The 15,802-nt window shown below is 50.6% G+C and carries 14 protein-coding genes; 10 read left to right on the forward strand and 4 right to left on the reverse strand.

Annotation, left to right across the window (positions count from 1 at the left end; all coding sequences use genetic code 11):
* Positions 1 to 186 precede the first annotated feature (186 nt).
* From CRO57_RS10145 to mepK, 3 genes are all read left to right on the forward strand, one after another.
* Positions 187 to 1,776, forward strand: coding sequence for a sigma-54-dependent transcriptional regulator (locus CRO57_RS10145; RefSeq protein ID WP_097153350.1), 1,590 nt, complete (start codon positions 187 to 189; stop codon positions 1,774 to 1,776).
* A 169-nt stretch (positions 1,777 to 1,945) separates the two neighbouring features.
* Positions 1,946 to 3,940, forward strand: coding sequence for a L,D-transpeptidase family protein (locus tag CRO57_RS10150; RefSeq protein WP_097153351.1), 1,995 nt, complete (start codon positions 1,946 to 1,948; stop codon positions 3,938 to 3,940).
* 488 nt (positions 3,941 to 4,428) lie between these two features.
* Complete coding sequence (mepK, locus tag CRO57_RS10155) at positions 4,429 to 6,336, forward strand: peptidoglycan L,D-endopeptidase MepK (RefSeq protein WP_141401216.1); 1,908 nt, start codon at positions 4,429 to 4,431, stop codon at positions 6,334 to 6,336.
* Positions 6,337 to 6,360: 24 nt separating this feature from the next.
* Here mepK and CRO57_RS10160 read toward each other — a convergent pair whose 3' ends face one another.
* Complete coding sequence (locus tag CRO57_RS10160; protein WP_097153353.1) at positions 6,361 to 6,996, reverse strand: hypothetical protein; 636 nt, start codon at positions 6,994 to 6,996, stop codon at positions 6,361 to 6,363.
* A 177-nt stretch (positions 6,997 to 7,173) separates the two neighbouring features.
* On the opposite strand from CRO57_RS10160, the gene CRO57_RS10165 reads away from it, so the two are divergent.
* Positions 7,174 to 7,827, forward strand: a complete 654-nt coding sequence (locus tag CRO57_RS10165) for a hypothetical protein (RefSeq protein WP_097153354.1) — start codon at positions 7,174 to 7,176, stop codon at positions 7,825 to 7,827.
* 91 nt (positions 7,828 to 7,918) lie between these two features.
* Here CRO57_RS10165 and CRO57_RS10170 read toward each other — a convergent pair whose 3' ends face one another.
* Entirely contained in the window at positions 7,919 to 9,304 is a 1,386-nt protein-coding gene (locus tag CRO57_RS10170; RefSeq protein ID WP_097153355.1) for an outer membrane beta-barrel protein, read from the reverse strand.
* Between the two features lie 178 nt (positions 9,305 to 9,482).
* Here CRO57_RS10170 and CRO57_RS10175 point away from each other — a divergent pair, with 178 nt between their 5' ends.
* The 3 genes from CRO57_RS10175 to CRO57_RS10185 all read left to right on the forward strand — a co-directional run bounded on the left by CRO57_RS10175 (position 9,483) and on the right by CRO57_RS10185 (position 12,421).
* Complete coding sequence (locus CRO57_RS10175; protein ID WP_097153356.1) at positions 9,483 to 10,472, forward strand: KpsF/GutQ family sugar-phosphate isomerase; 990 nt, start codon at positions 9,483 to 9,485, stop codon at positions 10,470 to 10,472.
* Between the two features lie 217 nt (positions 10,473 to 10,689).
* Positions 10,690 to 11,460 carry a motility protein A gene (locus tag CRO57_RS10180; RefSeq protein WP_097153357.1) on the forward strand — a complete coding sequence of 257 codons (771 nt, stop codon included), beginning with the start codon at positions 10,690 to 10,692 and terminating at the stop codon, positions 11,458 to 11,460.
* 106 nt (positions 11,461 to 11,566) lie between these two features.
* On the forward strand, positions 11,567 to 12,421 hold the full coding sequence (locus CRO57_RS10185) for an OmpA/MotB family protein (RefSeq protein ID WP_097153358.1): 855 nt from the start codon (positions 11,567 to 11,569) through the stop codon (positions 12,419 to 12,421).
* Positions 12,422 to 12,492: 71 nt separating this feature from the next.
* On the opposite strand, the gene CRO57_RS10190 is transcribed toward CRO57_RS10185, so the two are convergent.
* The gene (locus CRO57_RS10190) at positions 12,493 to 12,945 is read right to left on the reverse strand and encodes an NfeD family protein (protein ID WP_097153359.1); all 453 of its coding nucleotides are present in this window, start codon (positions 12,943 to 12,945) and stop codon (positions 12,493 to 12,495) included.
* A gap of 8 nt (positions 12,946 to 12,953) precedes the next feature.
* Positions 12,954 to 13,952, reverse strand: coding sequence for an SPFH domain-containing protein (locus CRO57_RS10195; RefSeq protein ID WP_097153360.1), 999 nt, complete (start codon positions 13,950 to 13,952; stop codon positions 12,954 to 12,956).
* Positions 13,953 to 14,236: 284 nt separating this feature from the next.
* Here CRO57_RS10195 and CRO57_RS10200 point away from each other — a divergent pair, with 284 nt between their 5' ends.
* From CRO57_RS10200 to arsC, 3 genes are all read left to right on the forward strand, one after another.
* The gene (locus CRO57_RS10200; protein WP_097153361.1) at positions 14,237 to 14,848 is read left to right on the forward strand and encodes a response regulator; all 612 of its coding nucleotides are present in this window, start codon (positions 14,237 to 14,239) and stop codon (positions 14,846 to 14,848) included.
* Positions 14,849 to 15,019: 171 nt separating this feature from the next.
* Positions 15,020 to 15,352: an ArsR/SmtB family transcription factor gene (locus tag CRO57_RS10205; protein WP_097153362.1), complete on the forward strand. Its 333-nt coding sequence runs from the start codon at positions 15,020 to 15,022 to the stop codon at positions 15,350 to 15,352.
* A 29-nt stretch (positions 15,353 to 15,381) separates the two neighbouring features.
* Complete coding sequence (gene arsC / locus CRO57_RS10210) at positions 15,382 to 15,798, forward strand: arsenate reductase (glutaredoxin) (RefSeq protein WP_097153363.1); 417 nt, start codon at positions 15,382 to 15,384, stop codon at positions 15,796 to 15,798.
* Positions 15,799 to 15,802: the final 4 nt, after the last annotated feature.

Genomic DNA, 15,802 nt, shown 5'->3' on the forward strand with positions numbered 1-15,802 from the left:
TATCAATCATCAAACAATCAAGATAGGGATGCATTGACCAACTTGCAAAGGGTTGTTTGCCCCTTCACACCCTTGTGACACAGGCCTATGCACATGAATTTTGCTATCAATGACTAACAAATTAAAGGCCTATTAACTGGCGAAGCGCATTTTGGTTCAAAATGACACAGGATTTTGAGCACTGGCATGAGCGAACGCATTCTAATTGTCGATGATGACCCAATTCAGCGCCGTCTTTTGGAAAATGCTATCAGCAAGTTCGGCTTCACACCGTCTTGCGCTGAAAATGGCCAGCAAGCGTTGGCAATTCTTGGCGAGAATAAGCCGGACCATTTTTCCTTGATGGTTCTGGATCTCGTCATGCCGGATCTGGACGGCATGGGTGTGTTGCAAGCCTTGCGCAAAACCGACATCCGCATCCCTGTCATAGTTCAGACCGCACATGGTGGCATCGACACTGCTGTCAATGCCATGCGCGCCGGAGCGTTCGATTTCGTCATCAAGCCCATCTCGCCAGAGCGCCTTCAAACCGCTATTCGCAATGCGCTGAAAGTCAACGCACTGGAAGAAGAAATTACCCGCATCCGGGCCACCAAAAACTCTGGCCATACCTTCCAGTCCATCATTGCTGCCAGCCCAGCCATGAGCCGTGTACTCAATCTCGGAGAACGGGCTGCGAAATCCCAGATCCCGATACTGGTGGAGGGGGAATCCGGTGTTGGCAAGGAGCTGATCGCTCAGTCCATTCAGGCAGCAAGTGATCGCCAATCAAAACCCTTTGTCACCGTCAATTGTGGAGCAATCCCGGATAATCTGGTAGAAAGCATCCTGTTTGGCCATGAAAAAGGCGCCTTCACTGGCGCGGGCGACAAACATACCGGCAAGTTCCAGGAAGCCAATGGCGGCACCCTCTTCCTTGATGAAGTTGGCGAGCTACCCTTGGAGACGCAGGTCAAGTTGCTGCGCGCCTTGCAAGAGGGCGAGATTGATCCGGTAGGCAGCAGCAAACCGGTGAAAGTCGATTTTCGCCTGATCTCAGCCACCAATCAGGATTTGATCCAACTGGTCAAGGATGGCAAATTCCGAGAAGATCTCTATTATCGATTGAATGTCTTTCCTATCAGAGTGCCCCCTTTGCGAGATCGAAAGGAGGATATTCCAGCTCTTGCCAAATTCTTCCTGACCCGTTTTGCCGCCGAAGAGGGGAGAAAAAGTCTGGCCCAAATCACGCAGGAAGCCATGCACATGCTGCAAGCCTATGATTGGCCCGGCAACATCCGTCAGCTGGAAAACACCATCTTCCGCGCCGTGGTTCTTTGTGATGGCGATCAGCTCACCATTGAAGAGTTTCCTCAGATTGCCACTCAGGTTGAGAGCTATAGCGCCTCCATCATTCAGGCCCGCGCACCACAAAATGACACCCGATCGGCCCCTCCGCCAGCTCAGCAAACCTCTGACGTCGCACCATTGCAACAAACTGACGGAATAAATCAAAACAAGGTCGGTACAACTCCTGTTGACCCAGTTGCAGCCAACATGCAACCAGCCACACAGACGCCGGAAGATCTGTGGGGCTTTCTACGACTGCTGGATGATGAGGGTGATTTGAAGTCGCTTGCCGAGCTGGAAGCGGAGATCATTCAAAAAGCTCTGGATCATTACGACTATCGCATGTCTGCTGTGGCCAGACAGCTTGGGATAGGGCGCTCCACTCTCTATCGAAAACTCAAGGAATATGGCCTTGAGGAAACATCAAGTGAACCAAAAGCATCATAAACGCGACCAATTACCACAAAGATAAAGAAAACCAGCAATTCCGGGCGTTGCAACCATGTAACAGTTCTGTCCAATTTGCTGGCCATCACAGTTAATTGTCTTGCTAAACAGCTCGAATTCCGTTGCTTTGAAGCTGTGCGAGAAATGATTCGACAAAGGTGCCCAAAGAATGAAAACGCGTATGAAAGCCATGATGTCCGCTATGTGGGTCACCCCCTGCATGCTTCTCGCACCCATCGCCGCCAGCGCGTCCGAGCCAGTCACACGCACAGCACCTGTAGAACAGGTTGTCGAAGCAGTTGAAAAGGCAGTTGCAACACCGAAAGCACCAAAGGTCGTTGAAGAAGCCAAAACAACTGATGAGACTGCAGCACCTGGCGAGGCTTCCCGCACCGAAGCACCTCAAGTTGCAGAAACCAAAGCACCTGCCGCATCTGAAACCTCTTCTGCTGTAAAAGCTGGAACCGTAGCCACAGCACCTGCTACGTCAACAGCACCAGAAGCAGAGAAGCTCGACATCACAACAAATGTCACTGCAGAAACCCCAATCGGCACAAAAGCAAGCCAGCAGGCCAGCGTTGAGCTGCCAAAGCTCCCCAATCTGCCACGAACATTACCAGTCAGCCTTATCGATCAACAGGCAGATGAGGATATAGCTGACGCCTTGCAAACCCTCAGCAAGGCCTTGCCTCGCAGTAAAAATTTCTACATCAAACGTGACAACGCCGCAGTACAAACCTTTTATCAGCAGCGCAATTTTGTCCCTGCCTGGTTTGAAGATGGCAATCTGACCAAGAATGCCCGCAAGCTTGTCTTTGCCTTGTCACGTGCTGATCTGGATGGTCTGAACCCATCTGACTATGTGACCAATGCTCTGACTGTCAGCCGCAAAAAACAGTCGAGTGCAAGTGAGATTGCCAACGCTGATCTGGCCCTGTCCTTGGCCATCACCAAATATACTCGCCATGCCTATGCTGGCCGTGTCGATCCGCGCTCTTTCTCCAAGAAAGAAATCACCATCAAGCCGCACCTGCCTGATTCCATCAGCGCTTTACAGGAAGTGATGACAGCATCCGTGCCGGTCGAAAAGCTGAGAAGCTTCAATCCGCAGCATAGGGGCTATATTGCTCTGCGCACCGAATATAACAAATTGCGTATGCAAGGCACAGGTGAACAGTTCGAGCCAATCCCGGCTGGGAAAAGCATGAAAGTTGGCAAACACAACAAACGCGTTCCACTTCTTTATGCACGCCTTGGCCTGAGCCTGCCTGCTGAAAAGCCAACGCTCTATACCAAAGCATTGGCAGCCGAAGTGAAGAAATACCAAAAAGCCAATGGTCTGGTCGATGATGGCATCGTTGGCAAAGGTACATTGGCCATCATGAATGGTAGCAAGAAAGATCTCATGGAAGACATGATCGCCAATATGGAGCGCTGGCGCTGGTTACCACGCGATCTTGGCAGATTCCATGTCTTCGTCAATATCCCGACCTATCATGTTCAGGTGGTCAAAAACGACCAGAAGATTCATGAAACCCGCGTTGTTGTCGGCAAACGATCCAACAAGACACCTGTCTTCTCCGATCAGATGGAATATCTGGTGGTCAATCCATACTGGAATGTGCCACGTTCTATCGCCAGCAAGGAATTGTTGCCAAAAATCCGCACGAACCCGTCTCAATTCTTCTCGACCAGAAATTATCAGGTTCTGGCCAGTGTGAAGGGCCGCACGCGCGTGGTTGACCCAAGCCAGCTGGATTGGAGCAAGATCGACGCCAAACAGGTCCGTCTGCGCCAGACACCAGGCACTCGCAATGCATTGGGTCGCATCAAATTCATGTTCCCGAACAAACATGCCGTCTATCTGCATGACACGCCATCCCGCAGCCTGTTCAAACGCGACTATCGTGCTTTCAGCCATGGCTGTGTCCGTGTCCATAAACCTTTGGAGTTTGCAGAATTCATCCTCTCGGAGGAAAAAGCCTGGAACGCAGCCCGCGTGAAAAAGATGATTGGCGGCAATGAGCGCCGTATCAACCTGAAACGCAAGATACCGGTGCATCTTGCTTATTTCACGACCTGGATGTCCGAAGAAGGGACATTGCAAATTCGCTCCGACATTTACGGCCACAATGCCAAAGTCAAGAAGAAGCTTGGCCTTTAAGGTCCGTCTCCCATCGCAAGCTTCATGACAGCATTCTGAAAGTAAGTCTTTGTTTACCAAAGATTAGCATTGGTTGAACAGGTGGGCCCATCTCGCCTGCTTGCCTTTATTTACCCGTAATTGCAGAATACCCACGGAACGATCTTCAGTTTTCCCCTCGATTGGTGTTTCGTTAACCAAATTGGGGGATAATAAAGTCTTAATATTTTGCTTGATGACGCTCTAGATCAAAGAGAAGCAGATAGCAAAGTTCTATTATTCTGGATGGCTGAGCGGTCTTTGCTCGAATGTCAGCCAATATTCACCTTGCTGGATGCGTGAGCTCTTGTAAGATGGATCCAAGCACAAGAAGCCCCTTGCAGACGGCTCAACCTACGGGGAGGATTGAGACAAGGGACTTCCAATAACACTGAAACTGCCGAGTGGCTCACAGTCTGCGAGTCCCCTTCAAGGCAACGGCAGACAGGTTTGGAACGACAAGATTGTTTGTGGCCCGGTTAAACACAACAAAGGATCGGCTCGCTGAAAGGCTGAGCGATGTATCCCGTTGCCCCAAAGTGATCGAGGCCACCCTTAAGGCCGCGATGGTTGCTGCCTGCACTTTGATACCATTTGCGACCACAGGTGAAGCAGAGGCCGCCAATCGGTCCCTGACCCTTCACAACACTCATACCAAAGAAACAACCACTATTGTCTACAAGCGCAATGGGCGCTTTGATGCCGATGGTCTGCGTAAGCTAAACCGTTTCCTGCGCGACTGGCGCCGCAACGAAATCATCCAGATGGACCCCGCCCTGTTTGATCTGATCTGGCAGGTTTATAAGGACACTGGCGCAAGAAAACCTATCCATGTCGTCTCCGGCTATCGCTCTCCTGCTACCAACAACATGTTGCGCAGAAGAAGCCGTGGCGTGGCAAAGCAAAGCCGCCATACCCGTGGCCAGGCAATGGACTTTTACCTCCCCGGCGTTCCTATCAGGAAGATTCGGGAAGTCGGTCTGCGGATGCAAGCTGGTGGTGTTGGGTATTATCCACGTTCCAACTCCCCATTCGTACATATTGATACCGGCAATGTGCGCCATTGGCCACGCATGAGCCGAAAGCAACTGGCTCGGGTTTTCCCACGTGGCAATACGGTGCATGTTCCGACAGATGGCAAACCCTTCAAGGGATACAAGCAGGCCAAAGCAAAAGTCGCTCGCATCAAATCTCAAATGGCAAGGTCTTCTCGCTCTGTCGCGCGCTTCACCCAAGTGGTAAAAGCTGCGCCGAGCAAATCACGCCGTACGCAAATCGCCAGTGCCAACGCCAGCAGGATCGCTCCGGCCCAGCAAAAATCCAACAGCTTCTTGAGCAATCTGCTGAACCGCACACCTCAGAATCGCCCTACACCAGCCGCAGCTCCAAGGGTGGCAGCACCTGCTCCTGTGGAACTGACCCCGGCTGCAAGCGCTGCACCATTCCAGCTCGCCGCTTTGCCAAAGCCGCGAGCACCACAGCCACGCCCAGCGCTACCGGTTGAACCTGCTCCAATTGATCTGGCAGCAAGTGATCATACCGATATTCCGGCGCCGACTGGCCCAGCACCGGAACCAGAACAAATCAAGTTGGCAATTCTGCCAAAGCCACGTCAGTCATCACCAAATGCTCAGCGTCGTTTCGTCCTTGCATCCGGACCGAAGCCTGCTGCACCGAACCCAGTGCCTGCACCAGCTCTGACAGCAGAGCCAGCAATCGATCCGACCAGCACGGCAAGTACTGCGACGGTTCAGGAGCATCTGAAATTGGCATCTCTGCCACAAGGCTCGCCTGAACGTCAGGAAGTGCTTTCGGGCTTTGGTACGGTGCCGCCAGCATCTCCTGTTGTCGAAGCAACTCCAGCGAAAGCTGAAGACGCCATCGCCCAATTGGCCAAGGCCGAAGCTGATACCGATGCCACCGATAACCGCTTCTCCTATGCTCCTGTCCCGGCTCCCCTTCCAAGAGCGGGTAGCGAAGATCCAGGCAAACAAGCCTTGCAATTGGCTAGCCTTCCAAATGCCAAGCCACTTACGCAGCCACAGAATAATCTACCGGTTCCTCGCCCAGCTGCTCGAAAGGCAGTTGCACCCAATACCCCTGTACAGCCGGCAACTCGTTCACGTGATCAATTGGCCAAGCTGACCTTCTCATATGGCCCGGCCAGCATGTCGCATTTTGCTCATATGAAGCAATCGGCCCAGACAGCTACCTTTGCGCGCTTGTCTCGGCCTGCACCGAACAATCTGAATGGTCTTGTAGCCCAACCAGCCCACATGATCGAACAGGGCTTCAGCCATCAACCAATCAACTTCACCAGTTCCAGACAGTTCGCCGGTCGCGCTGTAGCCCCCCTCGCTATTCGCCGGTTTAACTAAGCTCAGCGCTTGATCTACCGGCTGTCACGAGAATTGCCATGCCCAATACAAGGGCATGATCACATAAGCCAATCCTGCAATCACCAATAGCGAGCGCACCCATAAAGCCTTGAAACGCATGAAGAGTACGGAAAGCATGATGACCGCGCCAAGAAACTCGATGATCTGAACCAGATCGCCATGATGGGCCGAATTCCAATAGGAAATGGGGGACTGAAAGCGCCAATCTGAAAGAGGCCAGAAATGCCGGTGAGCATCCTCGACATGCACTGGAAAATCAAAGGTGATATGCAGAAGGCAGCTGGCAAAAAATACGCAAGCCCATAGCCAGAGCTTGCTGTTCATGGGGGGTGGTTCCGCCAATGAGACAACGGACGGTCTTGATTTCGAATAGTTCAGAAAGACAAGACTGAGAAGCAACCCAAGCAAATAGAACGGAACGGAATTGGAGATTGCCCCATAAAGTTGCCAGGGCTGCTGCCAATAATAGCCATTCCATACCTGACTTTCCGGGATCTGATTGATCTTTGACCAGATGACCAACGCATAGATAGAAGCATCTGGAGCCAATGCTCCAGCAATCGCGGCAATATTCCGCCCGGATTGCCCCGGCTTTGTCAGAAGAAAAGCACTGATCAGCAAATGGGTTTGCGTGTTCACTTCTCAGTCCTTCCAATAACCATTGAGCGCCAAACTCATCCGGTCTGCAATCTTGGTCCAAATCAACAAAGTAAGCTGCTCCGTATGGATTCATGAATCCATGAAACTGTAATCTTTGAACCTTTCCTGCTTTCAGTGCGACATACTGACACATAAAGACATGAAAGAGAAAAAGAGATGTACGAGAAAAGACATATTGCTTCGACAATTCTGACCGCCGCAATTCTGGCAACGGGAATTTCTCTTCCCGATACCGCCCTTGCAAAAGACTGGGTAGAAAAAGTTTCCGTGAAACGTGACGGGATTGATACCAAAGCAATTCGCGTCTCTGCCAACATGGGCGGCTATACCGCGATCAAGACCAAGAAACATAAGTTCTTGCTAAAACTTCATGCCCGCGCAACCAAAGGCAAGCGGATTGTAGCCTTGAAGATTGGTTCCTTCAAAGGCGTTCAATATTTCGAAGCCGACGGGAACCTTTGGAGCAAGAGCTTTGCCCATCGCGAAGTTGGATCAGGCAGCAAACGGACTGTCTCTAAAAATTATAACCCTTCCCTTGCCATGCACCATATCCGCTGGTCTGGCGGCAATCCCAAAGCCAGATGTGATGCCAATCTTCAAAATCTGAAGAAAAAAGGCCAGACAAAACAACAAATTCTAAGCAAAAAACATCAGGTAAAGGCTTACGCCTATTTCGAGCTTGATGCTGTTGCAGCTCGTAAAAACAAGGCAAAGAAAGGCTGGAAGATGAGCAACACGACAAACCAGCGCGGCGGATACAAATACGAAGTCATGGTAACTTGCAGCTCAGCAAACAATGTTGGAAATTAATCGATAGCATCGATCAAAATTCCAATAATGCATCAGAACAAAAGCCCCGCTCAATGAGCGGGGTTTTGGTTCATGAAGACTCTCAATTGCATCACTTTTGGAAGCGCACACCCAGCTCAAAGAGATTGGATTTGAAATCCTCACCAGCTACATTGCTGGAGCGACGATCATGCTGATATCGACCAATCACTTGCGCATTACGGGACAGGTTATAAGTTGCATCCAAACCACCGCTGGTCACCCAGTCCTTGCGGGAAATGCCATTATAGTCTTGACGGGAGATCGAAAGGTCGGCACCCAAGGCAAGATTTCTCTGGATATCATAATCCACGTTCAGATCAAACTGATGGCTCAGCACGGAACTGGCTGCTGTGGAGGTAGATGATAAGGAGGTTCCAAGCCCCGCTTCAATCCGCCAGAGCGTATTGGGGGACCAGATCACACTGGCATCGGCAAACAATCCCCGGTCTGATGTCTGACCCGCCTGATCAGGTTTCCAGATAACCTGCCCTACAGAAAACTCCCCAGACCATTTTTCCCGCTCTCGAACAGCTACACCGATAGAACCACGCAGGCGATCTCCATCCTGCGCATTGGGACCTTGATCAAAGCGGCGCCGACTTGCTTCCAGATCCACAAAGGGGACAACCTGGTCTGTATAACGATAGCCAACACGACCACCAACGGTAAAGAGCTGGAAATCGCGGGATTTGTTCTCGTCAAAACTTTCATCAACCAGACCGCCACGCAATTGCAGCTCGAACAGGCCTGCCTGATGATCAAGCTGAGCATTCCCTGACAGAACAGTTTGAATGGACTGCGTTCCACCAGAAGCACGCAATTCAACGCTGTTGGCGGCCTCTCGTTCGATCCCAAGCCCGGAGCGCAGGGTCAAAGTGCTCACTTCACCAAGATCAAGCCGCAGCTCTCCATCCAAACCATAATTATGGTCAGGTTTCCGCTTGGGCGTTCTATATCCTGTAGCACTGGCGTTGGCATTCACTTCCAACTCATGTCGGGACCAGTTGGAACGCAAGCGAAGATCCCCTTCAATACGTCCGGAATTGGAGCTTTGCTTTCTCCGTGCATTATCAACATTGTCGTCATGCGTGCCCCAAAAGGTAACGGACGGATAAAGATCGAAAGATCCCACGGAAATACCTGTTGGATCATAAGGCCCCAATACCTGCGCTGATCGCGGATTCGTTTGCAACGGTTGAACCGGCTGGGTGGGAAAGGCAGGAGGTGCAGTATCGGAAGTTGGCGGAACAGGCGCCTCACCAAACGGCACTTGTTCGGCAGCAGGATCTGCGCTCAAGCCGCGTAAACCGGGATCTTCACCAAAAACCGAGCTCTGACTAGAGCTTTGGCCAAAGGTTTGGGAAGAGGAACCCGGATAGCCTTGCGCCAGAGCATTGCTCACACTCATGCCAAGACCAAGGCCCAAAATCATAAGAGGCAAGTGTGTTTTTGCCATGTTCCGTATCTTTCCAAAACTGCAAGGCGAATCCTTTAAGAAATCCTTTCCAGATCGTAAAGATTTTTGGTTAACAACTTCTTGCCAAATCGAGTCTGAAAGATCTATTGCAGCTCTTTCCAGCGATTATTGAATAGTATAAAAGAAGGCCAAATCGCATAAACGAGCAGGATGGTCCATGCCAGGTCAAAGCGACAACGCCGCTATTTCTCCCCTACAATCTGCCCTATCTACCATCGACAAAGAGATGAATGGCATCGCCATCCTCAAAGATGCGTTGGTCGGGGCATTGAAACAGCCATTTCTGGATGCAGTAAAGACAATTCAGGAGGCCCAGGGTCGCCTGATAGTGACCGGTATGGGCAAGAGTGGCCATATTGCCAAAAAACTTGCCGCCACATTGGCATCCACCGGCACTCCGGCTTTTTTCGTTCATCCTGGCGAAGCCAGCCATGGTGATTTGGGCATGATCCGCACTGTTGATGTCGTGCTGGCCTTGTCCTGGTCGGGTGAAACGGCCGAACTGGCCAATATCATCTCCTACACCCGCCGGTTCAAGGTACCATTGATCGGCTTGACCTCTGGCGAGAAAAGCGCCCTGGCTACACAGGCTGATATCGCGCTTTGCCTGCCAAAGGCGGAAGAAGCCTGCCCTCTTGGACTGGCACCCACCACATCAACCACAATGCAGCTCGCCCTGGGTGATGCTCTCGCGGTGGCTCTTTTGGAAAACCGCGGCTTTACCGCATCTGATTTCAAGGTCTATCACCCTGGTGGAAGCCTTGGCGCCAATCTGCAATATGTGCGGGATCTGATGCATAAGGAGCAAACCATGCCTCTGGCGCCATCTGACAGTCTGATGAGTGAAATCATCATGACCATGTCGGAAAAAGGCTTTGGCTGCGTCGGTATTATCGATGGCTCGGGCAATCTGGTAGGCATGGTCACCGATGGTGATTTGCGTCGACATTTGGCCGATGATCTACTCAGCCGCAAGGTGAGTGATGTCATGACTGCCAATCCCAAAACCCTGCCAGTCGATACATTGGTCGCCTCGGCAATTGAAAGCATGAATGCTTCATCCATTACAGCCATTTTCATTGTCGATGGAACAAAACCGGTTGGTCTGTTGCATATGCATGATCTTCTACGCATTGGCGCAGCTTGATATCCGCACCAGCATTTCAAACCACGACATCAAAGCGCCTCCGTCTTTTTACAAACCGGAGGCGTTAAACGTTCGCTAACCTTAATGTAAGTTTGTAAATTAAAAGCCTTTTTCAGCCTATCCATTAGCAATCCATTAGAGCTGTTTTTCTACACTGAGACCCAAAGACAGGCAAGCAATTGGCGTCAGGCCAATTTGGGTAGCGCAGGGAAACCAGATGGATATTGCAACACTTTTGGGGATGGTCGCCAGTTTTGGCGTGGTTGTCACCGCCATTCTGTTGGGCGGAACCCTTGGTCAGTTTATCGACATCCCGTCCGTATTGATCGTGATTGGTGGTGGCCTTTCTGCAACCTTGATTCGCTTCACGCTTGGCGGCATTGGCGGCGCCATTGTAACCGGTGGTAAAGTTGCCTTTGGTGGCAGCAAGGTCAATGCCCGTGATATGATCGAAAAAATTACCGAGCTTGCCGATGTAGCACGCAAGTCCGGCCCTCTTGGTCTGGAAGGCGTGGAAGTTGACGAGCCCACCCTGGCCAAAGGCGTTCAGATGATTGCCGATGGCTATGAGCCCGCGTTCATTCGCGACAGCATGGAACGGGAGCGTGATCTCTATATCGAACGCCTGAACGAAGGCAAACGCTTCTATAAACAGCTTGGAGATGCGGCTCCGGCTTTTGGCATGATCGGTACATTGGTTGGCCTGGTGCAGATGCTTGCGGCCATGGATGATCCGGCAGCCATTGGGCCCGCCATGGCGATTGCGCTTTTGACCACGCTGTATGGCGCACTTGTATCAAACGTGATCTGTATTCCCATCGTGGACAAACTGGACGCCAAACTTGATGGTGAAGATCTTAACCAGACACTCGTCATCGACGGTGTCATGCAGATCCGTGAAAACAAAAGCCCGAACCTTATTCGCGAAATGCTGCTGGCCTATCTGCCAGAATCCGCAAGAGCGGAATTCCAGGAAGAAGCAGCATAACGCACCATATCAATCCTCTGGCGGGGGCTCCGGCCCCTTCCCTCTTGAATTTATCACAATCTGAGCACAACACTCGGACGATCACGTAGGCAGCAGGACAAGCATCATGGCAAAGAAAAAACCACAAGGCGGCGGTGGCGCACCCGATTGGCTTGTTACCTTTGCTGATCTAATGTCCCTACTGGTATGTTTCTTCGTTCTGATCATCTCCTTCTCCATTCAGGATAACGAGAAACTGCAGGTTGTTGCCGGTTCGATGAAGGATGCTTTTGGTGTGAAGCCGGTCATGCGCAAGGCCGGTATGATCGAGATCGAAGGCATGCCTGTTCGTGAATATGTCAAACAGGTCGCAGCGGTCAGTCAGGAAAATGATTCCGACTTTGCCCAGGAACGTCACGATCAGCGGTCCCGTCAAGGTCCCGAAGCCAATACCCACGATATTGAAAAAACCGAAATCGAACGCCCACGCATGTTCGCAACCGCTGCCGCTTCCTTGCGCCAAGCCTGGCAGGAATTACCGGAAATCTCAGAGATTTCAAAACATATCATCATTGAGGAAGATGAAGACGGCCTCAACATTCAGATGGTTGATCAGGATGGACGCTCCATGTTCGCGGAAGGCTCCAAATATCCTTACGATTTCACGCGCCGGCTGATCACATCAATGGCTCCGGTATTGGCCCGTATGCCAAATCGCATTCAAATCACCGGTCATACCACCGCATCAAACGGCTCTATCAATCCCGGTTATACCGGTTGGGAATTGTCGGCAGACCGCGCCAATGTCATTCGCTCAATCCTGACCGAGCACGGCATACCAATAGACCAGATCTTCTCGGTGGTAGGCAAGGCAGATTCGGAACCACTCTTTCCAAACGATCCTTATCTGGCTGCCAATCGCCGCATTTCCATTTTGCTGATGGCAGAAAACCCTCCCCTGCCACCCACGCATAAGCCTTGACTACAGAGCCAAAAAAGCCAGCTCCTGATGATCGAGAGCTGGCTTTTTCACTGCTTTCTTGCTTTCGCGATCTATTCGACGACTTCTACCTGTAAGGATGCACCATCTGCATTGACCACCCGTACTTTGCCGCCCACGTCACAATCCGGACCACTAACCCTCCAGTAGCTATCCAGCACCTTTATCCGGCCCCGACCATCTACAATCGCCTCATCAAGAGAAAATTCTTTGCCAATCAGAGCCTTGCTACGCTCATTCAACATCGGCCTGTCAGTTTCCAGTTTGCGGAAGCGGTTCATCAGCATTCGGCCCACAAACACCAAAATCAAGGCAAGGAAACCAAAAGCCATCAACTCGGTTTGCCAACTGATTTGAAAAATGAGGTCAGCCACACCGACAAACATGGCGGCAACACCAAGCCAAAGGAAAATCACCCCCGGCGCCAGAATTTCCAAAATCAGCAGGATCAAGCCAAGCAGCATCCAGAACCAACCGCCAAGACCTTCATAGATGGTAAGGATCATGATCTTTCCTAGCTTTCGTTGTTGGGGACATGCGGCACACGGGAGGAAGAACCACCATTACCAGCAGAGCCATTCTTACCAAAGACTTCCTTGCTCAGTTCGCCAATACCACCCAGAGCTCCGAGAATGGACGTAGATTCCATAGGTAACATGACCACTTTCTGGTTAGGCGCTTTGACCACTTCACCCAGAGTTTCGATATATTTGTTGGCGACAAAGTAATTGACCGCCTGCAAATCTCCTTCAGAAATCGCCTTGGACACCATTTCGGTCGCTTTCGCTTCAGCCTGCGCTGCACGCTCACGTGCTTCTGCTTCCAAAAAGGCTGCCTGCCTCTTACCTTCTGCTTCCAGAATCTGCCCCTGCTTTTCACCTTCAGCACGCAAAATTTCGGATTGTCGCTGACCTTCTGCTTCCAGAATGGCAGCGCGTTTGTCACGCTCCGCCTTCATCTGACGCGCCATGGCATCCACGAGATCTCGCGGCGGATTGATGTCCTTGATTTCGATACGAGTGATCTTGACGCCCCAACTGCTGGCTGCATCATCCACAACGCGCAGCAATTGCGCGTTGATTGCATCCCGATTGGAGGTCAGCTCATCCAGATCCATCGAGCCCATGACATTACGAATATTGGTCATGGTCAGATTCAGCAAAGCCAATTCCAGATTATTCACCTCATAAGCACTCTGAGCCGCATCGAGAATTTGATAAAATGCCACACCATCAGACGTGATGGTCGCATTATCCTTGGTAATCACTTCCTGACTTGGAACATCAAGAACCTGCTCCATCATGTTCATCCGCGCGCCTATGCGGTCAATGAACGGCACGATAAAGCGCAAACCTGGGCGCAAGGTTTCCTTATAGGCGCCAAAACGCTCAACAGTGAAATTATACCCCTGTGGCACGGTCTTGATGCCAGCAACCAGCAAAACAATCAACAAAACCAGTAGAAAAATGACAAAACTGTCGAAACCGATAGAGCCAAACCCAAATGCATCCATATCAAAGCCTCCAATTCATTCCTATTTGTCCTGATGAGGGTCAGCACAAAGCAAATGCACAATTGCAATCAAATCAATCTAACTCAGATATAGGTAGGTGCCCGAAAAAAGGCAATTGAAGGGCGCGGAATTTGCCGGTCTTTGGTTTCCCCAAAATTTCATATCAGATATATTTTTCTGAATATTGCAGCGCACACCTTACGTCTTTTTAAACTCTTGTCGCTATAACTCATTCAAGGGAGAGATGGGGCTCTCCTACAACCATCAGAATCGGGGACAATCTGATGCAACTTGAATATTGCTCGGCAGTGCTTGTCGACAAGAATAACTTTCAACGCAAATTATTGAGAAGCCTTCTAAGAACATCAGGTTTCCATCGTATTTTTGAGACAGACAGCTTCGAAGGTGGTTTGACAGAATCCAAACGATCCTCGTCAGATTTTCTTTTCATCGACTATGACACCGCCAGACAATCAGATTTGCTACGAGTAGCATCCAACATTCCAAGGCAACATCTTGCCCGTCACACGCGCTTGATCATGCTGATGGACAATCCGACGCAACCACGGGTAAAAACCGCAATCGACATTGGCTCTCACTGGGTTTTGTCACGCCCCTTCTCGCCTCAGACACTGGATCGTCGCATTCGGGCGGTATTGGATCCGGGCTCATTGATCAAGATAACACCAGGCAGTGAACGACGCAGCGGCAAGGATAGCGAGGACGCCACTCCCGCATCTGGTCTGCTGAATGAAATGGATGACCTGCTGCGCAGTTCTCAATATTTCTCGGTCAAACCAGCAGAACCTGCAAAAATCACAAGAAAGCCCACATCGTCAGTTTCCAAAACAGCACCAAAACATGCTGAACCGGAAGAAGATATCTTCCTTCTATAAAACCTAGAACATAGTCCCGAAAAGCGCGTACGGTTTTAGGGACTATGCTTGGAAACAATGGTTAGAACATTTTGCGTGACCGGATATTCATTCAAAATGCGCTATCATCATAAGCGAACTGGCTTCACAAGAAGGTATTGACAATATCCATATATCAATTATTCTGGATATATGGATGAAAAAAAAGCACTCACAGCCTTCTCTGCCCTTAGCCAACAAACCCGCTTGCAGGTTTTCCGTCTGCTGATCAAGGCCGGGCATCAGGGTCTATTGGCTGGCGATATCGCCACTCGACTGGATGTCCGTCAGAATACCATGTCGACCAATCTGTCCATTCTCACGCAAGCGGCACTGATCCGCAATGAACGAGAAGGCAGAACCATTCGCTATTATGCAAATATGTCAGGCATACAACATCTTCTCGATTTTCTTCTGCTCGATTGCTGTGGTGGCAAGGCTGAAGAGTGCAAACCCCTGGTACAAGCCCTTTGCGGCCCAGATTAATCTTATGAAATAGACCTTAGAGCCTCCCCATGTCTTCTCAAGAAATCACGATCTACCACAATCCCAATTGTGGAACCTCTCGCAATGTACTGGCTATGATTCAAAAAGCAGGCATCGAGCCAACAATCATTGAATATCTGCAGACCCCACCATCGCGCGAAACACTCGTTTCACTCTTGGATGCCATGCCTATTTCCGTGCGTGATGTATTACGCACCAAAGGCACGCCTTATGGCGAACTGGGCTTGGATAATATGGATTTGAGTGATGAAACCCTGATTGATGCCATGATGGAGCATCCAATCCTTATCAATCGTCCGATTGTCGTGACCAGAAACGCTGTGCGCCTATGCCGCCCGTCCGAAGCTGTATTGGACATTCTGGACGCAGATATCGGCACCTTCACCAAGGAAGATGGCGAAATGGTTGCCAAGAAAGATCAATAAAATG

Origin of the sequence: Cohaesibacter gelatinilyticus, assembly GCF_900215605.1 — a bacterium.
Classification (GTDB): domain Bacteria; phylum Pseudomonadota; class Alphaproteobacteria; order Rhizobiales; family Cohaesibacteraceae; genus Cohaesibacter; species Cohaesibacter gelatinilyticus.

Excerpts from the sequence above, each read along its gene's own strand:
- CRO57_RS10180 (WP_097153357.1), top strand. The coding sequence starts at position 10,690 with ATGGATATTGCAACACTTTTGGGGATGGTCGCCAGTTTTGGCGTGGTT.
- arsC (WP_097153363.1), top strand. The coding sequence starts at position 15,382 with ATGTCTTCTCAAGAAATCACGATCTACCACAATCCCAATTGTGGAACC.
- CRO57_RS10185 (WP_097153358.1), top strand. The coding sequence starts at position 11,567 with ATGGCAAAGAAAAAACCACAAGGCGGCGGTGGCGCACCCGATTGGCTT.
- CRO57_RS10165 (WP_097153354.1), top strand. The coding sequence starts at position 7,174 with ATGTACGAGAAAAGACATATTGCTTCGACAATTCTGACCGCCGCAATT.
- CRO57_RS10150 (WP_097153351.1), top strand. The coding sequence starts at position 1,946 with ATGAAAACGCGTATGAAAGCCATGATGTCCGCTATGTGGGTCACCCCC.
- CRO57_RS10145 (WP_097153350.1), top strand. The coding sequence starts at position 187 with ATGAGCGAACGCATTCTAATTGTCGATGATGACCCAATTCAGCGCCGT.
- CRO57_RS10205 (WP_097153362.1), top strand. The coding sequence starts at position 15,020 with ATGGATGAAAAAAAAGCACTCACAGCCTTCTCTGCCCTTAGCCAACAA.
- CRO57_RS10170 (WP_097153355.1), bottom strand. The coding sequence starts at position 9,304 with ATGGCAAAAACACACTTGCCTCTTATGATTTTGGGCCTTGGTCTTGGC.
- CRO57_RS10200 (WP_097153361.1), top strand. The coding sequence starts at position 14,237 with ATGCAACTTGAATATTGCTCGGCAGTGCTTGTCGACAAGAATAACTTT.
- CRO57_RS10175 (WP_097153356.1), top strand. The coding sequence starts at position 9,483 with ATGCCAGGTCAAAGCGACAACGCCGCTATTTCTCCCCTACAATCTGCC.
- CRO57_RS10190 (WP_097153359.1), bottom strand. The coding sequence starts at position 12,945 with ATGATCCTTACCATCTATGAAGGTCTTGGCGGTTGGTTCTGGATGCTG.
- CRO57_RS10195 (WP_097153360.1), bottom strand. The coding sequence starts at position 13,952 with ATGGATGCATTTGGGTTTGGCTCTATCGGTTTCGACAGTTTTGTCATT.